The sequence below is a fragment of the Sediminibacillus massiliensis genome (assembly GCF_900156915.1).
GTDB lineage: Bacteria > Bacillota > Bacilli > Bacillales > Amphibacillaceae > Sediminibacillus_A > Sediminibacillus_A massiliensis.
On sequence record NZ_LT732535.1, the window covers coordinates 2,105,282 to 2,122,308 of the forward strand.

Consider the following 17,027-nt stretch of genomic DNA (forward strand, 5'->3'; position numbering starts at 1 on the left):
CTTCTCTCCCTTCAGCCTTGTACTACACTGCCTGACTGTCCGTTATATCAACACCGTCCAATTTATGCTGATCAAGCAGTTGAACTTCATGTGTTGTTGTGTGTTCCAGCTCGAGAATAACTATTTCGTTATCCTTCTCTTTCAATAATGGCCCCGGCAAGTACAGCCGCTGCTGGGGACCAGCTGTGTTCCAATACCTTCCAAGATTGAAGCCGTTGATGAAAATGTTCCCTTTTGTGAAACCAGTACTATCGACAAACGTATCGTGCAAGCCGTCGGCATCGAAAGTGCCTCGGAAAAATTTCGGGTAGCGGGAATCTCCTTCCACCTCATAGTCTTCAGGCAATCGATCAAGTTCGATCGCATACATTTCCCAGTTGAAAAAGTATTGATTCCCAAGCCAGATGTTGCGGGTGATTCCCTTTTTGTCTGATAAATGTTCGCCATAATTTGCTCTTCCCATGTTCTCTGTCAGGATTTCCAGCGTGTTGATCTGGTCAGGGAAATGGAGTGTTATCTTTCGTTCCTCATCATTTTTATAGATAGTAGACTGATATTTTCCGTTTATATAAATAAAGGCCCGGTCATGGATATCATCGATTTTCATTCCTAAATCGCCTTGTCTGTTTATCTCGGTCCTGTAGAGCGTATAACCATATGCTTGATCGATCGCTTCCATCGACTGCGGAACAATCGCCTCGACCTTCCTGCTGATTTGGGATAAAGTATCGAAAAGGCTCACCGATTCCTCCAAGGCAACAGCCCCGTAACTTTTAGAAGAAATCGTACTCACATAGTCTTCCGGCACTTGTCTATATTCGCTGAGCACTTTTTTGGCAGCACGGTATTTGTCCGTGATTTCGCCGTTTTCCGTAAGCAGACTATCATAGTCGTAACTGGTGATGGTCGGATAATAGATATCATAATGATTGGCGCCGTTCATGAAACCGAAATTGGTCCCGCCGTGGAACATATAGAAATTGACGGAGCTTCCCTTTTCCAGCAGTTCCTTAAACACATCCGCAGCATCTCCGGCATCCCTTGTATGATGTTCACCGGTCCAATAATCGAACCAGCCGATCCAGAACTCGGCAACCATCTTCGGGGAACCGGGCTTGAATTTTTCCAGTTGTTCAAAAGCACTCTCTACCTTGGAACCAAAATTCAAGGTAGTGGTCACGTCAGGCAGGGAACCTTGGTGGATGAATTCAGGACCATCCGATGTAAACAAGAAAGTATCGAGGCCATGTTTTTCATACTGCCCTTTGAAAAAGGCCAAGTATTCCTGGTCGTTGCCGTATGCTCCGTATTCGTTCTCAATCTGCATCGCGATGACCGGACCGCCGTTTTGAGACAAATACGGACGGAATTTAGGAAGCAACACGTCATAATATTCTTCGACATGTTTTAAATAAGCAGGATTGCTGCTGCGCAGTACAAGGTCATCTTCCTTCAGCAGCCAGGCCGGAAGTCCACCCATTTCCCATTCTGCACAAATATAAGGGGAAGGGCGGATAATCACATATAATCCCAATTCGTGGGCAAGCTGGATGAACCGCTCGACATCCGCCATCCCGTCAAAATGATACTCTCCCTTTTTCGGTTCATGAAAATTCCATGGAATATACGTCTCAACAGTATTTAACCCCAATGCTTTCAGTTTCTGCAGCCTGTCTTCCCAATGTTCCGGCACGGTGCGGAAATAATGGACCGCACCGGACAGAATTTGAAAGACTTCGTCATCTAGATAAAATTGCCCATTCTTCGCTTGCAGCATGGTTCTCCCTCCGATTCACCTATTGTTTTTCCTGTTTCAGTATTACGAGCCCAAAAGCTTCGAGTACGATTTCCCGTTCCGCCTTTGCTTCGTTTATCAAGTCTGTAAAACCCGCCCCGGGCAATGCGACTGTCCGTTTTTCTTCCGTAAAATTCATCAGGAAGATGTAATCATTGCGGCCATCTGTCCTGGATTGGGCGGATACCCCTTCCGGCAGGCTGGCATCGATGGCTTTCCTGATGCCGATATCCTCGATAAGCCTGCTGTAAAATTCGTCATGGAAAGGCTGCTTATTCCTTGAAGCGATATAATAGGCTTTGCCTTGCCCGTGCTCGTTGACCGTAAGCGCCGGCCGCCCTGCATAAAAGTCATCCTGATAAGAAGCTATTGCTTCTGCCCCTTCTAAATGAATCAAATCGCATAACTCAAAGGCTGTAAATTCACCGTTCAAATTCAAAGCATTTGCCCCCGTTTTGATGCTGTTCGTCTGGCCGTCATGCAGTCCGTCGATTTCCTCCGACCAGATACCGAGTGTCTTACGGAGCGGTCCTGGAAAGCCCTCTAAAAAGGTCAAGTCATTCCCGTTGACGATACCAGACCAATAGGTGGTCACAAATGTGCCGCCCTGGTTCACAAATTCTTCTATTTTCTCGCCGACACCAGGTCGGACCATATACAGCATCGGTGCAACGACTAATTTATATTTGGAAATATCACTGTCCATGTCGATCACATCTACAGGGACGCCGTTTTTCCAGAACGACTGGTAATGTTCGGCAACCGTCTTTTCATATTTCACACCTTGGTTGCGCGGTCCTTGTGCATCTTTGACCGCCCATCTGTTTTCGGTATCAAAAATAATTGCCACTTCCGCTTCCACCGTCGTGCCGACAATGGAATCGAGTTGTTCAAGGATAGCGCCGACTTCGGTGACATCTTTGAACACTCTGGTATGCTCATGCCCGACATGATCGACGACCGCACCATGGAATTTCTCGCTCGACCCCCGGCTTTTCCGCCACTGGAAGTACTGGACAGAATCGGAACCGTGGGCCACAGCCTGCATGGAAGAAAGCAAGTGCATGCCAGGTCGCTTGAGCTTGCTGACCGGCTGCCAGTTTGTCTGGCTCGGTGTGCTTTCCATCAGTAAAAATGGCTTGCCGCCTTTGATGGAACGGAACATGTCATGATTCATCCCCACCCATGCGGCCTGGTTGACATCACCTTCCGCATCATGCCAGGTCGGATAGGAATCCCAGGAGACAAAATCGAGGGCATCGGCGAATTTGGCATAGTTAAGCCCTTCAAACGCTTCCATAAAATTGGTGGTGACAGGCAGATCTGGGTTGACTGCCTTGAGAGGTTTGACTTCATGTTGATAAAAATCGAGCGTTTGGTCTGTCACAAACCGCTTCCAGTCAAGGTTCAACCCATGGACCATCGATTCTCCGTGCGGTGCCGGCGACTCGACTTGTGACCAGGAGGTGTATGTATGGCTCCAGAACGTCGTCCACCAGGCATCGTTCAGGTTATCCAATGTTTGATATTTTTGCTCGAGCCAGTCGCGGAATGCTTCCTGACAATAATCACAATGACATTCGCCGCCATATTCATTGGATATATGCCAGCCGATTACTGCCGGGTGTTCCGAATATCTGTCGGCCAGTTTGCTGTTCATGATTGACACTTTCTCCCTGTATACAGGAGAGCTGTAACAATGATTATGCCTTAACCCATGCAGGTTTCTGACCCGGTTCGGGCCTACCCGGAGCACTTCTTTGTATTTTTCGGACATCCATGCCGGACGTGCTCCTGTCGGGGTGGCAAGGAATGCATAGATCCAGTTCTCAGCCAGCGTATCAAGGACATGATCAAGCCACTCGAAGCGAAAAACGCCTTCCTCCGGCTCAAGCTTTGTCCAGGAAAAAATGCCAACCGACATGACATTGCATTTTGCCTTCTTCATTAATCGGATATCTTCTTCAAATATGCCTGGATACTTCTCCCACTGTTCCGGATTATAATCCGCTCCGTGCAGCATTTTTGGGATTTTTGCGCTTACGGGTTCGTATTTCTTTGTCATAGGAATCACCTGTCTTTCCATCTTATTTGCATGGCCGATATGTAAAAAGCCCCTTGTTCCCCTGCACGGAAAACAAGGGGGAGATATGGATATTACTGTTTTTCTAAAACTACATGGTCGAGATAACCGGTATAGGAGCCGCTTGTTGTTGCATCGAAGTTGATCTCCAGATTGCCGTTTTCGACTTTTATGTCTTCGACTGTGTATTTCCGCCAGATCATTTTGCCATCCGGAACTTTGACGGTTTTCACGGCACTGCTGTATTCCCTGCCCTGGGTAAAGGCAGACAATTCCATTTCTGTTTCGCCTGTTGTCTGATTATCGCCTCGTGCGTAAAGGGACAATGTATATACACCATCCGGTAGCTTCTTCGCTTTCTGTCTGAGATTCACGCTTTCTCCTGGATCAAGCGAGAACTTGAACGAGTTGTCACCCGCATAAGCTTCTGTCACGTAATCTTCCGGCGAGATAACACCGGCTGTTTTAGATTTCGTTTTCAATTTCCAGCCAGCAAGGTCACCACTTTCAAACCCGCCGTTTTCAAGCAAGTCGTCACTGTAATCGTACACAGCTTTGTAGCTTGCGTTTACTATTGGACTGTAGCTCAGCAACGTCCTTTCCGATCCCCATGAGCCTGAAGCATATTGATAGCCGGTACGCTTGGCAGTCGCTTTGATTTGGACGTTTCGGGAAATCTGGATTGGGCCGGAATAGACACGGATCGAATCATAAGCTTTAATATACGGCGCTCCTACGAGCTCTTTTGTCGATCCCTCTCCAGTTACCGGATTTGCTCCATCAAGTGTAAAGTAAATCCCTGCATTGGCAGTTCCTGTATCCAATTCAATGTACTCTCCGCCTTCGGCAACATGTCTAGTCGAGTAAGAATAGCCATCCCCGTCGACAACATTCACTTCACTGTCGGCCGGCAAACTAAAAGTCGGGGCTTCTGCCACGGCAGAAGGGGATTCTCTGACAATTACATGGGCAAATGCATTGTCTTCTTTACCTGCGACACTTCCAAAGACGATGTATTCGCCCGGAACTTGGACGTTAACTGCCGTGACATCTTCCTCGTTCCAGACAACCGGCTGCTTGGTAATGGTACGTTTGGTATCACCCATCATGCCATTGTTCTTCACTGCAACGATTTCTTCAGGCATGTTCAGTCTGTTTCCTTTTTCCACTACCACTTGTGTTTCCCAACCATAACTGTAATCCTGAGCATCTGCCGGGACAGATTGAGTTCCCCTTACAAGATCGAATGTTTTCAAGGATGGAAGCGCATAGCCATTAATATCAAATAGACCTGCAACTTCCCAACCTGTACCATAAGGAGCTGCCCATCCTGTCGTATTGCCAGGCAGCCATGCCGGTTCCCAGTAAAATGCTCCAAGCCCTTTTTCATTGTCGATGTTTGCGGCCACATTGAGCACTTCTCGGAGAGCGGTTGCTTGTCCCTGTATGGAAGCAGCCAAACCAACCGTACTAACATCGCCATGCTTAAAGTTTTGCGGCGTATCATCACCGGCATCTTCCTGGATTGTCCATGGATAAGCTGTTTCGGCGATGAACGCATATTTCCCGTATTTCTCGGTTATATCGTTCAAATTATCAAGCACTTGATCGTAAGTACCATGCCATGATGGATAATAAGATGCACCGATCGCATCATAGTCGACATCATTTTTTTCCAAAGCGGAAGCAAAACTGTTATAAAGCCATGTGTTGTTTCCATTGGCAAGATGGAAAGAAACCAGCGTTTCCTTCGAAGGGTTACCGGCATTCGGATCCGTGTTTCTCACCGCTGCCGCTCCTGCTTTGAAAATGTCCACTGCAACAGGATTCATGTACCCCTTACCGTCAAGGTTGAATTGCTGCTCCAAAATATCTGTGTTTGTTTCATTGCCGATTCCTACCATATTCGGGTAAACCCCGGCATCCTTCATTTTTTCTAAAGACTTTGTCGTAAATTCGCTTACTGCATCAACCAGTTCCTGTCCTGTCAGGTCTGCCCATTCTTTCGGTTTGATTTGCTGACCTGGGTGAGCCCAGAAATCGCTGTAATGGAAAGTGACAAACAGCTTCATACCTCTTTCTTTTGCCTGCTTTGCTAGCGATATGGTGGATGCCAAGTTGCTGTTACCGCCGCCATATTGGTTGCCGAATTCATCATTCGGGTCATTCCAAACTCGAAGACGTACCCAGTTGACACCGTTTTCCTCCAAAACATCAAATAAGTGGGCTTCCTGCCCATCCGTATCATAAAACGTTTTACCTTCCTTCATGATTTGATACAAGGAAGAAACATCTGCTCCCATCATGAAGTCGGGTCTGTTGTTGTTTTGCAGTTCAGGAATAGGCTCCACTATTGGCGTTGGGCCACCTGTAACGGCCACTTCACTGCTGGCCTGGTATTCCTGTCCTTTCTCATCCACTGCATTTAAGGTGATAGTGGCTTTCCCCGTACCTATGGCATCGATTCTGCCAGTCTTCGAGTCTAGTTCTACCACGTTTTCATTGCTTACTTGCCAGCTATAATCTTTAATCGTTACTTCTTCATCCGTAGTGAACTGCAATACAGAAAAATCACCAGGAACCATCGTGAAGTCGCCGCCTTTGATGGCAACAGGCGATGCAGCCGCTGATACCGGAGGAACTAGCGCAAACAACATCACCAAGGCTATTATCAAGCTTAGTACTTTACCCAATTTCATTTCTCTTATCTCCTTCTACAAAAATGGTTAAATTCCTGTCACTTGTTTGGAAAGGTGAAAACCCTCTTATTTTCTCCTTCACTCTTGAAAGCTGCATGTTCACCTCCTTAGGGAAGTCTGCTAACCTTTCAAACAACAAAACCGCCTGCCCTGTAACGGGACAGGGAACAGGCAGTTTGGTCATTAGTGCTATATGCTTCAATCAGCGGTGAAGGTTTCATACCTGTTCCTGCACCTGGAGTATCAAGCCACTATGAACTTTTGAAAATCAGAGATGAAGATGGTTGCCTTTTATTCGAGACCCGTTATTTCAAACTCGGCCCAAGCTCAAGGCCAAACTGGAAGGCCCCGCTTTTCAACCGGTATTTCTCCAGTACGTCAGGACCGCAGCTTGCCGAGCCGAGTCCATGCTGTTTATGATCAAGCAGAACCGTCACGAAATCCTGTTTGACGAGGTCATACGTGTGCTGTGCTTTTTCCAGGTTTTCCAGCGTATAGTATTGAGCATTAAAGTCAAACACTGGCTTACCTTGGAACTTGATGCCGACACTGTTTTCGTCAGTAAGTTCCGCCCAGCGGACCTCATGTCTGCTTCCGTTTTCCTGCGGATAGACATACGGAGTATAGAAATCTTCTACTTTCTTCGTCCAAACCCCGACTGGATTGGCTTGTTTGCTGTCGACATAGGCCTCTCCTGGTCCGCGACCATACCATTTCACCCGATCAAGCAGTGATGGTACTTCCATTTTCAGCCCAATCCGAGGGAAAGTTTGCGGCAGCTTTCCATATGGTTTACCTTTAACATCGATTCCAATGGTTCCGTTTGAATCGATGGAATAAGTGTAAGTAGTCTTGATGCCCCATGATAAAACTGGCGGAGCCACTCGTGTTTCAATGGTTATTTCCACCCGGTGTTCTCCAGATGTCTGATAGCTGACTGATTTGGTGCGCTCCTGCAGCCAATGCAGGCCATGATCTTTCCATTCCTTGATCGATGGTATTGCTTTCCAATGTTCCTGCGCCCACAGATCATTATCGATCGGTGCCCGCCATAAATGGAGCGACGGCCCTGTGTTGATTAACTCGACCCCTTGGTATTTCCACTCGGCCAGCCTTCCTGTAATCGTATCGAAGCGTATAAGGAAATCTCCGCCTTCCACAAACAGGCTGTTCCTGCCTTCTTCGACATGAAGCGGCCTTCCAGACAAAATCGGTTCCACTTTTTCGGCCTTTTGTACCGGCAGTTCGAACTGCTCCCATGCAACTTGGTGTCCTGTCTTCGCCCATGCCGTGTTATTCGTAAGGGTGAATTCAACCGTTAACCAGTAATCTTCCTCAGCACCGTGATAGCGTTCCAGATCATACGGCAATGTAATCTCTTTACTGCTATGGGCAGCCACACCGCTGAGCTGGACTGTGCCACTATCGACAATTGAAGTACCTGACTTAATCGACCAGGACGCCTGCAGGTGATCAAGCGATACAAAGTCATATCGATTGGTTACCTTGATTTTTCCACTTTCCAAGTCTGCCGATTCGATCAACACTGGCTCGATGACCTTTTTGTATTCTGTCAGGGCAGGTGACGGAGTGTGGTCTGCCATGACAAGCCCATCGATGACAAAGTTGGAGTCATGAGGCTTCTCTCCAAAGTCCCCGCCATAAGCGAAATACTCTTCCCCATCTTCTGTCTGCTGACGGATGCCATGATCGAGCCATTCCCAGACAAATCCGCCCTGCAAGCGGTCATGCTTGTAAAAAGTGTCCCAATATTCTTTTAGCCCTCCAGGACCATTGCCCATCGCATGAGCATATTCACAAAGGATATGCGGCTTGGTAAGATCATTCCGCTGTCCGAGTCTGTCCATCACTTCCACTGCAGTGTACATTGTCGTAAATACATCGGAAGCTTCCGGATCACGCTGCGGGTCATAGTCGCTTTCCGACCTAGTGATCGCACGGCACTCCCCTTCATAGTGGATCAACCTTGTATCATCGTGTCTCCTCGCCCATTCAGCCATTTCCAAATGGTTCCTTCCGTAGCCGGACTCATTCCCAAGGGACCACATGATAATAGAAGCATGGTTTTTATCCCGTTCCACCATGCGCTTCATCCTGTCCAGATAAGCTTCTTCCCACTCCGGGTCATCGCTGAGCTTACTCCACTCATCGATGACAGCATATCCATGCGTTTCCAAGTCTGCCTCATCAATTACATACAGGCCGTACCTGTCACATAAATCATAGAAGCGTGGATCATTCGGATAGTGGGCAGTACGAACGGCATTGATGTTGTGCTGCTTCATAAGCTTCACATCTTCCTCCATCCATTCCATCGGAACAGCGCGGCCCAGGTCAGGGTGATGGTCATGGCGGTTGACACCCTTCAGCTTGATGGCAACGCCATTGACATAGAATAAACCATCCTTGAGCTCCACGTGCCTGAACCCGACTCTGGTCGGAATTACCTCGGTACTTTCGCCTGCTCCCTCTTTCAACGAAAGCAGCAATGCATATAAATAGGGATCTTCAGCAGACCATTTATTCGGAGTTTCCACCTGGAAGGTCTGTACGATTGTTTCTCTGCTGCCCGCAGCAATGGAGATTTTCTTACTCTCTTCTTTAAAAACAACGTCTCCATTATCTTGCTTGAGCAAATATTCAAGCTTGTAATCTGTTACGTCCGTATCACTGTTGTTTTCCAGAATCGTCTCCACATGGAGGGTGGCATTTTCATAGTTTTCGTCAAAACTAGTTTTAACAAAATAATCCTCCACATTTACCTTTGGAACTGCCAGCAAATATACATCCCGGAAAATACCGCTTAACCACCACATATCCTGGTCTTCAATATAAGACCCGTCTGACCATTGATAGACTTGAACGGCAATCCGGTTCTTTCCTTCCTTAATATAATCGGTAAGGTCAAATTCGGATGGGATACGGCTTCCCTGGCTGTAGCCTACTTCCCTTCCGTTCACCCAAACATGAAAGGCACTGTCGACTCCTTCGAATTTCACCGACACTTGTTTATCGAGCCATTCTTCCGTGATCCAGAATTCCCTCACATAAGAGCCGGTCGGATTTTCACTAGGAACGAATGGCGGATCTATCGGAAAAGGATAGACGACATTCGTATAAGCAGGTTTGCCGTAGCCGTGCATTTGCCAGGAAGACGGGACATATAAATCATCCCAGCTGCTTGTTTGATAGTCTTCCTGATAGAACGCTTCCGGCGCAAGGCTTGGACTCTCCGCATAGTGAAACTTCCATATTCCATTCAATAGTTTAAAAGATGCAGCATTGTTACGGTCGAATGTCAGCGCACTCTGCTTATCTGCAAAAGATATGAAGTGCGCACGTGCTGCTTTTCGGTTACGTTGCAGTATTTGTAAGTTTTCCCAGTCGTTTGTATTTCGTCCCAAGGTTCCTACCTCCTATAAAAGTGCAAATTTTACTAAAAAGATTAGCCTTTGACCGATCCCATCATTCCTGCTACGAAATGTTTCTGCATCACGAAGAACACAATTGCTGTTGGGAGGGTCGCGATTACAATCGCTGTCATGATCAGACCATAGTCTGGTGAATAGCCGGCACCAAGGTTGGAAATAAGCAATGGAATTGTTTGTTTGTCTGGTGACTGCAAGATTACCAATGGCCATAAGTAGTTGTTCCAGCTGTTCATAAAGGCGATTATCGCAGCTGCCGCATAGGTTGTTTTCATGGTTGGCAAATAAATACGGAAAAAGATTCCCAATTCACTTAGACCGTCAATTCTGCCTGCTTCCACCAGGTCTTTTGCGAACATCTTGGTGTTCTGACGGAAGAAAAAGATAAAGAACGCTGTTATGATAGTCGGCAAGATCGCAGCAGCCAATGTATCGATCCCAAGGAAAGGTGCACTTCCAGAAATGCCGCCAAACAAGCGGTATAAAGGAATCATGATCGCTGCAAAAGGAATCATCATCGATAACAAAAGAATGTTAAAGACCCGGTCTTTCCCAGGTGTGCGGTAAATTTCAAAGCCATAACCTGCAAGGGATCCGATTAACAGTGTCAACACGGTCGTGATCACGGCGATGATCATTGAATTGGCAAGAGCTGTCATCATGTCAACGGTTGCAAACAATCCCTTTAGATTTTCAATCAAATGTCCACCCGGCAACAAGCGGCCCTGTGTAACATCCACTGATTTATTGGTCATACTGACGAGCATCCACAAGAACGGGAAAATCGACACAAATGAAGCAATGCCCAGGAACGTGTACGTGCCTATTCTCTTTAATTGTTTCATTTGTCATCACCTGCCACTTTAAATTGAATGAGAGATAGAATTACAATCAGGATAACAATCACGTAAGATACGGTTGCTGCGTATCCGAAATCAGGGCTATATTCGAACGAAAGGTTGTAAATGTACATGGAAATGGAAAGTGTCGCATTTCCAGGTCCGCCATTCGTGATATTCATTACTTCATCAAATAACTGCAAAGTTCCGATTGTGGAAACAATGGAAGTAAACAAGATAATTGGTTTAAGCATCGGAACCGTAATGTAGAAAAATTGCTGTACAGCGGACGCTCCGTCAATTTTTGCTGCCTCATACATCGATTTATCGACGTTCTGCAAAGCAGATAAATAAAAAATCATATTGTATCCTGTCCATCTCCACGTAATAGCCAGGATAATCGTTATTTTAGCCAGCAAAGGGTCGGCCAGCCAATCGAGCGGCTCCGATATAATCGACAAATTAAGAAGAAACTTGTTAACCAATCCATCAACTGCAAATAAGTATTTAAAAATAACCGCGTAAGCTACAAGAGAAGTTACACAAGGTAAGAAGATAGCTGTACGGAAGAAACCTTTGAATTTCAATGTTGCATCATTCAAAAGCACGGAAAAGAATAATGCCAGAACAATCATCACTGGAACTTGGACCAGCAAATAAATGAACGTATTCGTAAGTGCTGCAATAAAGGTTGGATCATTAAATAGTCGTGCATAGTTTTGTAAACCGACGTATTCAAGATTTGCCCCCATTCCGGATTGGAACGAAAGAAGCAAGGCTTTAATCATCGGATAGAAATAAAACAAAGAAATCCCGGCAGCAGCTATCAGGATAAATAACCATCCAATATAGTTGTTCTTTAGTCGTTTGCCGAGCGATTTTTTCTCGGTTGTATAAGAGGCATTTGATCTATTCAAGACTTTACTCAATTTTCTACTCCTCCTCACAGATAAGATAAGCCCGTCTTTGAAAGAAAGGGATTCTTTGAAAGTTTCAGCTTTCGCAGAATCCCTTTATCTTTTGAAACATTTTTCAAGTAACTTAGCTGCCCATATAAGAGGTTGCGGCTCTTATTGTTACAGCAGTGTTATTTAAGTTGTGCTTCTGCTTGTGCCTGGGCATCTGCCAAGACATCCTCAAGGGGCTTGCCTTTTAGGTAGTTTTGCATTTCAGCTGCCAAAATATCTTCAATAGCATAAGTATGCAAACCATAGTTTACAGGCGGAATTTCTTCCATCCATGTCGAGAAGTCAGAAGTAACTTTTTGATTGTTGAAGAATTCATTCTCAGACTGGTAAGCTTCTCCATCGGTAGCTGGTGTGTATGTTCCAAGGGCACCGACTTCGCTTACTAGATTTTGATAGAACTCTTCATTCGAGCCGAACGTTTCACCAAGAAATTCAGCTGCCTTTTCTTTACCAGGGACATTAAGAACGTAGAAGGAGCTTCCACCTTGGTTGGATGCGTTTACAGCACCTTCCATGTTTAGTTTCGGAATCGGAGCAACCGCCCATTTACCTGCTTGTGATTCTTCTGCTTCGATACTAGCAGCAATCCAGTTACCACTTGGAACAGTTGCAATATCGCCACTGTTGAAGGCAGCAATGAACTGGCTCCAGTCAGAGTTAGCTTTTACGAAGTCTGCTTCAATCATTGCCTTATAATTTTCGAAGGCTTTTTTCAATGGTTCGTTGTCAACCAGGTTTACAGTTTTTCCATCTTCTTTCACATACCAGGAACCTGCACTTTGAATCATGACACGAAGAAGTCCCAAATCATTTGGATCAAGGGAAATCATATCTTTTCCTGTTTTTTCTTTTACATCTTTACCGATTTCGATGTATTCTTCCCACGTGATGTTCGTTAAATCTTCCATTGTATATCCAGCTTCTTCAAGATAGTCTGTACGGAAGAACAAACCAGTTACACCTGTGTCAAACGGCAGGCCGTATTGTTTTCCGTCAAGGCTGGTAGGCGCCAGCTTGTATTGAGCGAAATCTTCTGTATTGAAGTAGTCATCAATTGGATAAAAAGCATCTGGATAAGATTGCAAAAAGCTTTGTGCACGCTGATCTTCAATCAAAACGATATTCGGCATCCCTTTCATACTGCCGGAGCTTAACCCTGTGTTCAACTTCTGTACAATGTCATCCTGTGCATTTTCGATGATTTCCAGGTTCAAATCTCCTTCATAAGATTCCTTGGCGATTTCCAGTGCCGCAATATTAAAATGTGGATCCCATGCCCAAGCTGTTAATTTATCGGGTTCTTCTCCCCCGTCACCGGATCCTCCGCTTGCATCATCCGAAGAACAAGCAGCCAGAACAAGGACAGAGACAAGCGCTGCCATTAGCAGCCAGTTCTTTTTGAATCGCTTGAAAAAACTCATAACCAAAACCCCCTCTATTTTTGTAAGCGTTATCATATCGCTTGGTTATATCATAACACCCAGAAAAAAAAGACCGTTAGAACGATCTTTAGAAATTTATTTAACTATTTTTAGAAGTTCTCTCCGCCGACAGAACGATTATTTGTATTATTTTTAGAAATGATATTATTTTTAGGGTCATCTTCAATCAAAGGTAAACTGATTTTCACTTTGGTCCCCTTTTTTGGTTCGCTTGATAGATCCACTCCGTATTCTTGACCGAACAACAACTGGATCCGCTCATGGACATTGCGCACGCCAATTCCGCTGAACAGCTGTTTCCTCCCTTTATCGTTCTGCTTCTTGTCCACTGTAATGCCGTCACCGGTATCGACTACTTCACAAATAAGTTTTTCATCCCGCCGGGCAATCAAAATTTGAATAAAACCCCGCTTCTTTTCCGTAAATGCATGAAAAAAAGCATTTTCGATAAACGGCTGTATGACCAGTTTCGGCAAATGGTAATGAAGACAATCAGGAGAAATGAGCGTGTTGACTTTAATTCGGTCCCCATACCTTGTCTGATTGATCAGCACATAGTTTTTGATATTCGTCACTTCTTGATCCACCGTTATCGTCTCATCGACGTTGCCCAGAGCATTCTGCAACAAAGGAATCAGGGCATCGATCGTATCGAATGCCGCCTCTTTTTTCCCTTCTTTGACCAGAAATTTCACAGAAGTAAGTGTATTGTAGAGAAAATGCGGGTTGATCTGGTGCTGAAGAGCTTCCAATTCGGATTTTCTCTGTTTCCGTTGTGTTTTCACCAGTTCATTCATATATTCTTGCAATTCATTAAGCATGTAATTGAATGCATGGGCGATTTTCCTTGCCTCATAACCGCCATTCTCATCGATCGGTTTGGTGAAATCATACTTCGCCATATCCGAAATTTGTTTGATGAGCCTGCTTAACGAATTAGTCATTCTTCGTGATATCATGAAGACTATAATAACTGCAATCAAGACAATGGCGATACTAATCAGGACAATCACTTTTGTATTGATCATGTTTCCGATAACCATGTCTTTATCGACAAGATTGACAAGATACATATCGAGTGCCGGCAAGGAAGCCGACAGCAGCATATAATCTTTATCAAGCACATGGACATCTTGATAGTCAAGACTGCTTTCTTCCGTTTCTTTCGCCAATTTCAGGATCTCCGGAGCATTTTGACCAATCAGACCCTGGTCATTGCTGGAAATAATCTCTCCATTGCCATTTACAATGAGTACACTGTTTCCTTCACTCGTATAGCCTTCATAAAACGCCCTTAAATCGCGTTCCCGGATGGGGATATATACGTATCCGTAAATATAATCGGACGACCTTTCCGTCAATGCCTTCGTGGCCACGATCATCGGCCTGCCACCTGTGATGTCATCGCCTTTGACATATTGATACAGGATTTCATTCGGATTTTCATTCATATTCTGCGTAATCCGATGGTTGATCAAGGTGTCAGCGTCGACAGGCCAGTTAATATATTTCATATTGAACAAACGCCTGTTTTTGCCCAATACGATCATATTCGCTTCATTCGGATTGTCTGAATAAATCCGATCCATTTGTTCTGTGATTGTATAAAAAGAAGTGGACGCGTCTATTGAACTCAAATCGTCCTGTGTCAGCATCCGTTTGATAGTCCCGTTGTTCTGTACGTTTAAAGTGGTAAACGTGACAGAATAACTATATGATTCGAATTGCTGTTTAATCTGTTGAAGTACTTTCGTATTGGTAATGCTGAAAGTGTCCATGAACAAATTATGCGACATCCGGATCGTACTGAAAGTAATCAGAACCGAGACAGTAATGATGCTGATTACCATTACCAAAAACATTTTAATGAATAAATTGTTGTTTTGAATTGTCCTCAGAAGCTTTTTCATTTTAAATGTCCTCACTTTGCAGCAGACGTTTCCTTCCGGTAACTGCCTGGCGATGATCCTTCCAATCGTTTGAATACCTTACAGAAATAACTTGTCTCAGAATAACCGACCATTTCACCGACCTCACTGACCGATGCAGAACTCGATGCCAGAATATCTTTTGCCTTTGCTATTCTTACTTGATTGAGATAATCACTGAAGCCTACTTTTAAATGGGTTTTGAAATTGCTGGATAAGTAAGAAGGGTTAAAGTGAAAATACTCAGCCAAAGTTGTAAGAGACAAAGATTCCGCATAATGTTCTTCTATATATGTCAGCAACCGCTGCATGTTAGGCGGAAAAGCCCTGCTGTCGTCCGCTGCCACAATCGCTTGCACTTTTTCCAGAAAATCATGAAAACGGGCAACCGCTTCTTTGGCATGCTTCGCCTCATTGATATCAGCGAAATAATCATATTTTGCTTCCTCTAATTCCTCTACATCAAAGTCCATGTTCCCTAACAGGACAGTGATATTAAAAATGATATTTTCCAACCATGATTTAAATTCAAATATATCTTCTTGATAATCACGCGTTAATAAATCAACGTGTTCTGTTAATGATTCGATCGCCACAGGAAATTTTCTCTGTTTGAACAAATCCATAAATTTGCCCAAATTAAAGGACTTATTCGTTTTCACCGGCTCGGGCAGGCTGTCATAGAGTAAAATTGGTTCCTCTGTCAGATAAAACGCGTAGTCCTTCATCTTCAGAAGGTGTTCCTCATAGACAGCATTCAATTCATCGATTGCTTTAAACGGAATACTCATTAACCAGCTGGAGCTACGTCCTGACTGTCGGTACTCAGCAGCCAGCCCGGTCAGTTTCTGCTTAACGGCTTCCAGACAATCCGGAGCGAAATTCAAAACGACAACCATGGTATCGCTTTCAATTACAGGTATTAACCTAGACTCCACTTGGTTGATCTGCCCCTCCAGCTGCTCATTGATATTTCCGAACACAGCATCCATATTGGACTTATCGACGCCACAAACTCCAACTATACTGAATTGACCATACGGAAGGCTGTCCAGCACTGCTTTTTCACTAGTAATCAACGAATATCCCAAGATACTCTTTTTCAATGCTTCTTCGATAGAAACCGGCTTTTGCTTCCATTCAATTTCTGTCATTTGATCCGGCACCACTTTACGCAATGTTTTGATCAATTCTTCCCCGTTAAGCTTTGGTTTTAAAATATAATCGGCAACACCGCTTTGGAACGTGGATCGAACATAATCAAAATTCTCAAAACTGCTTAAAACAATAATTTCTATCGATGGGTAACGTTCTTTCACGATTTTCACAAACTCGATTCCATCCATTCCAGGCATCACAATATCAGTAATAACAATATGAGGGCTTAATTCCTCGACTAATGTCAGCGCCTCATCTCCATTGGAAGCTTGACCAAGAATTTGGAATCCCTCTTTTTCCCAATCTATATAATTGATGATCCCCTGCCTGATCAACATTTCATCATCAACTACTAAAACCCCATACAGACCGCTCATAACAACCTTCCTCCTTAAGAGATCGCATTGTCTTTGGACAAGCGGAGACATCGAACCTATCATCCCGGCAAATGCCTATTTTATGACAGGCAATAGTGTTTTCTTAATTATGACAGCAAATGAAGAGTACTGTTACCTATATTTTAAAGACTTTTGGACTGGGCGTAAACCTGTTTTATTTGGCAGGGAATGGCAGTATATACCTCTGAAGATGCGGAGTCGTGGATTTGGGCAGGGTGCAGTGCCTTCGGCCGGGTGGTTTGGCTGGTTGACTGGGTGGGGCGGGTGG

General features: G+C 44.8%; 9 protein-coding genes. All 9 read right to left on the bottom strand.

Going from position 1 to position 17,027, the window contains the following annotated elements; genetic code table 11:
* Positions 1 to 22: 22 nt before the first annotated feature.
* A complete protein-coding gene (locus tag CZ434_RS11385; protein WP_077623258.1) occupies positions 23 to 1,777 on the bottom strand; it encodes a glycoside hydrolase family 35 protein in 1,755 nt (584 codons plus the stop codon).
* Positions 1,778 to 1,796: 19 nt separating this feature from the next.
* Positions 1,797 to 3,860, bottom strand: a complete 2,064-nt coding sequence (locus CZ434_RS11390) for a beta-galactosidase (RefSeq protein ID WP_077623259.1) — start codon at positions 3,858 to 3,860, stop codon at positions 1,797 to 1,799.
* A 92-nt stretch (positions 3,861 to 3,952) separates the two neighbouring features.
* A complete protein-coding gene (locus tag CZ434_RS11395) occupies positions 3,953 to 6,577 on the bottom strand; it encodes a glycosyl hydrolase 53 family protein (protein ID WP_077623260.1) in 2,625 nt (874 codons plus the stop codon).
* 305 nt (positions 6,578 to 6,882) lie between these two features.
* Positions 6,883 to 10,002 (bottom strand): beta-galactosidase subunit alpha, encoded by a 3,120-nt coding sequence (gene ebgA, locus CZ434_RS11400; RefSeq protein WP_077623261.1) that lies wholly within the window; start codon positions 10,000 to 10,002, stop codon positions 6,883 to 6,885.
* A gap of 41 nt (positions 10,003 to 10,043) precedes the next feature.
* Positions 10,044 to 10,871, bottom strand: a complete 828-nt coding sequence (locus CZ434_RS11405) for a carbohydrate ABC transporter permease (RefSeq protein ID WP_077623262.1) — start codon at positions 10,869 to 10,871, stop codon at positions 10,044 to 10,046.
* Positions 10,868 to 11,713, bottom strand: coding sequence for a carbohydrate ABC transporter permease (locus CZ434_RS11410; RefSeq protein WP_245831067.1), 846 nt, complete (start codon positions 11,711 to 11,713; stop codon positions 10,868 to 10,870). The genes CZ434_RS11405 and CZ434_RS11410 overlap by 4 nt, the downstream gene beginning before the upstream one ends.
* Positions 11,714 to 11,952: 239 nt before the next feature.
* Positions 11,953 to 13,254, bottom strand: coding sequence for an ABC transporter substrate-binding protein (locus CZ434_RS11415; RefSeq protein ID WP_077623264.1), 1,302 nt, complete (start codon positions 13,252 to 13,254; stop codon positions 11,953 to 11,955).
* 110 nt (positions 13,255 to 13,364) lie between these two features.
* Positions 13,365 to 15,185, bottom strand: coding sequence for a sensor histidine kinase (locus CZ434_RS11420; RefSeq protein ID WP_077623265.1), 1,821 nt, complete (start codon positions 15,183 to 15,185; stop codon positions 13,365 to 13,367).
* An 11-nt stretch (positions 15,186 to 15,196) separates the two neighbouring features.
* The gene (locus CZ434_RS11425; protein ID WP_077623266.1) at positions 15,197 to 16,738 is read right to left on the bottom strand and encodes a response regulator transcription factor; all 1,542 of its coding nucleotides are present in this window, start codon (positions 16,736 to 16,738) and stop codon (positions 15,197 to 15,199) included.
* Between the last annotated feature and the right edge of the window lie 289 nt (positions 16,739 to 17,027).

Bases quoted from the DNA above. Each gene is read 5' to 3' on its own strand.
- CZ434_RS11385 (WP_077623258.1), bottom strand. From the start codon at position 1,777: ATGCTGCAAGCGAAGAATGGGCAATTTTATCTAGATGACGAAGTCTTT.
- CZ434_RS11390 (WP_077623259.1), bottom strand. From the start codon at position 3,860: ATGACAAAGAAATACGAACCCGTAAGCGCAAAAATCCCAAAAATGCTG.
- CZ434_RS11395 (WP_077623260.1), bottom strand. From the start codon at position 6,577: ATGAAATTGGGTAAAGTACTAAGCTTGATAATAGCCTTGGTGATGTTG.
- CZ434_RS11405 (WP_077623262.1), bottom strand. From the start codon at position 10,871: ATGAAACAATTAAAGAGAATAGGCACGTACACGTTCCTGGGCATTGCT.
- CZ434_RS11415 (WP_077623264.1), bottom strand. From the start codon at position 13,254: ATGAGTTTTTTCAAGCGATTCAAAAAGAACTGGCTGCTAATGGCAGCG.
- CZ434_RS11420 (WP_077623265.1), bottom strand. From the start codon at position 15,185: ATGAAAAAGCTTCTGAGGACAATTCAAAACAACAATTTATTCATTAAA.
- CZ434_RS11425 (WP_077623266.1), bottom strand. From the start codon at position 16,738: ATGAGCGGTCTGTATGGGGTTTTAGTAGTTGATGATGAAATGTTGATC.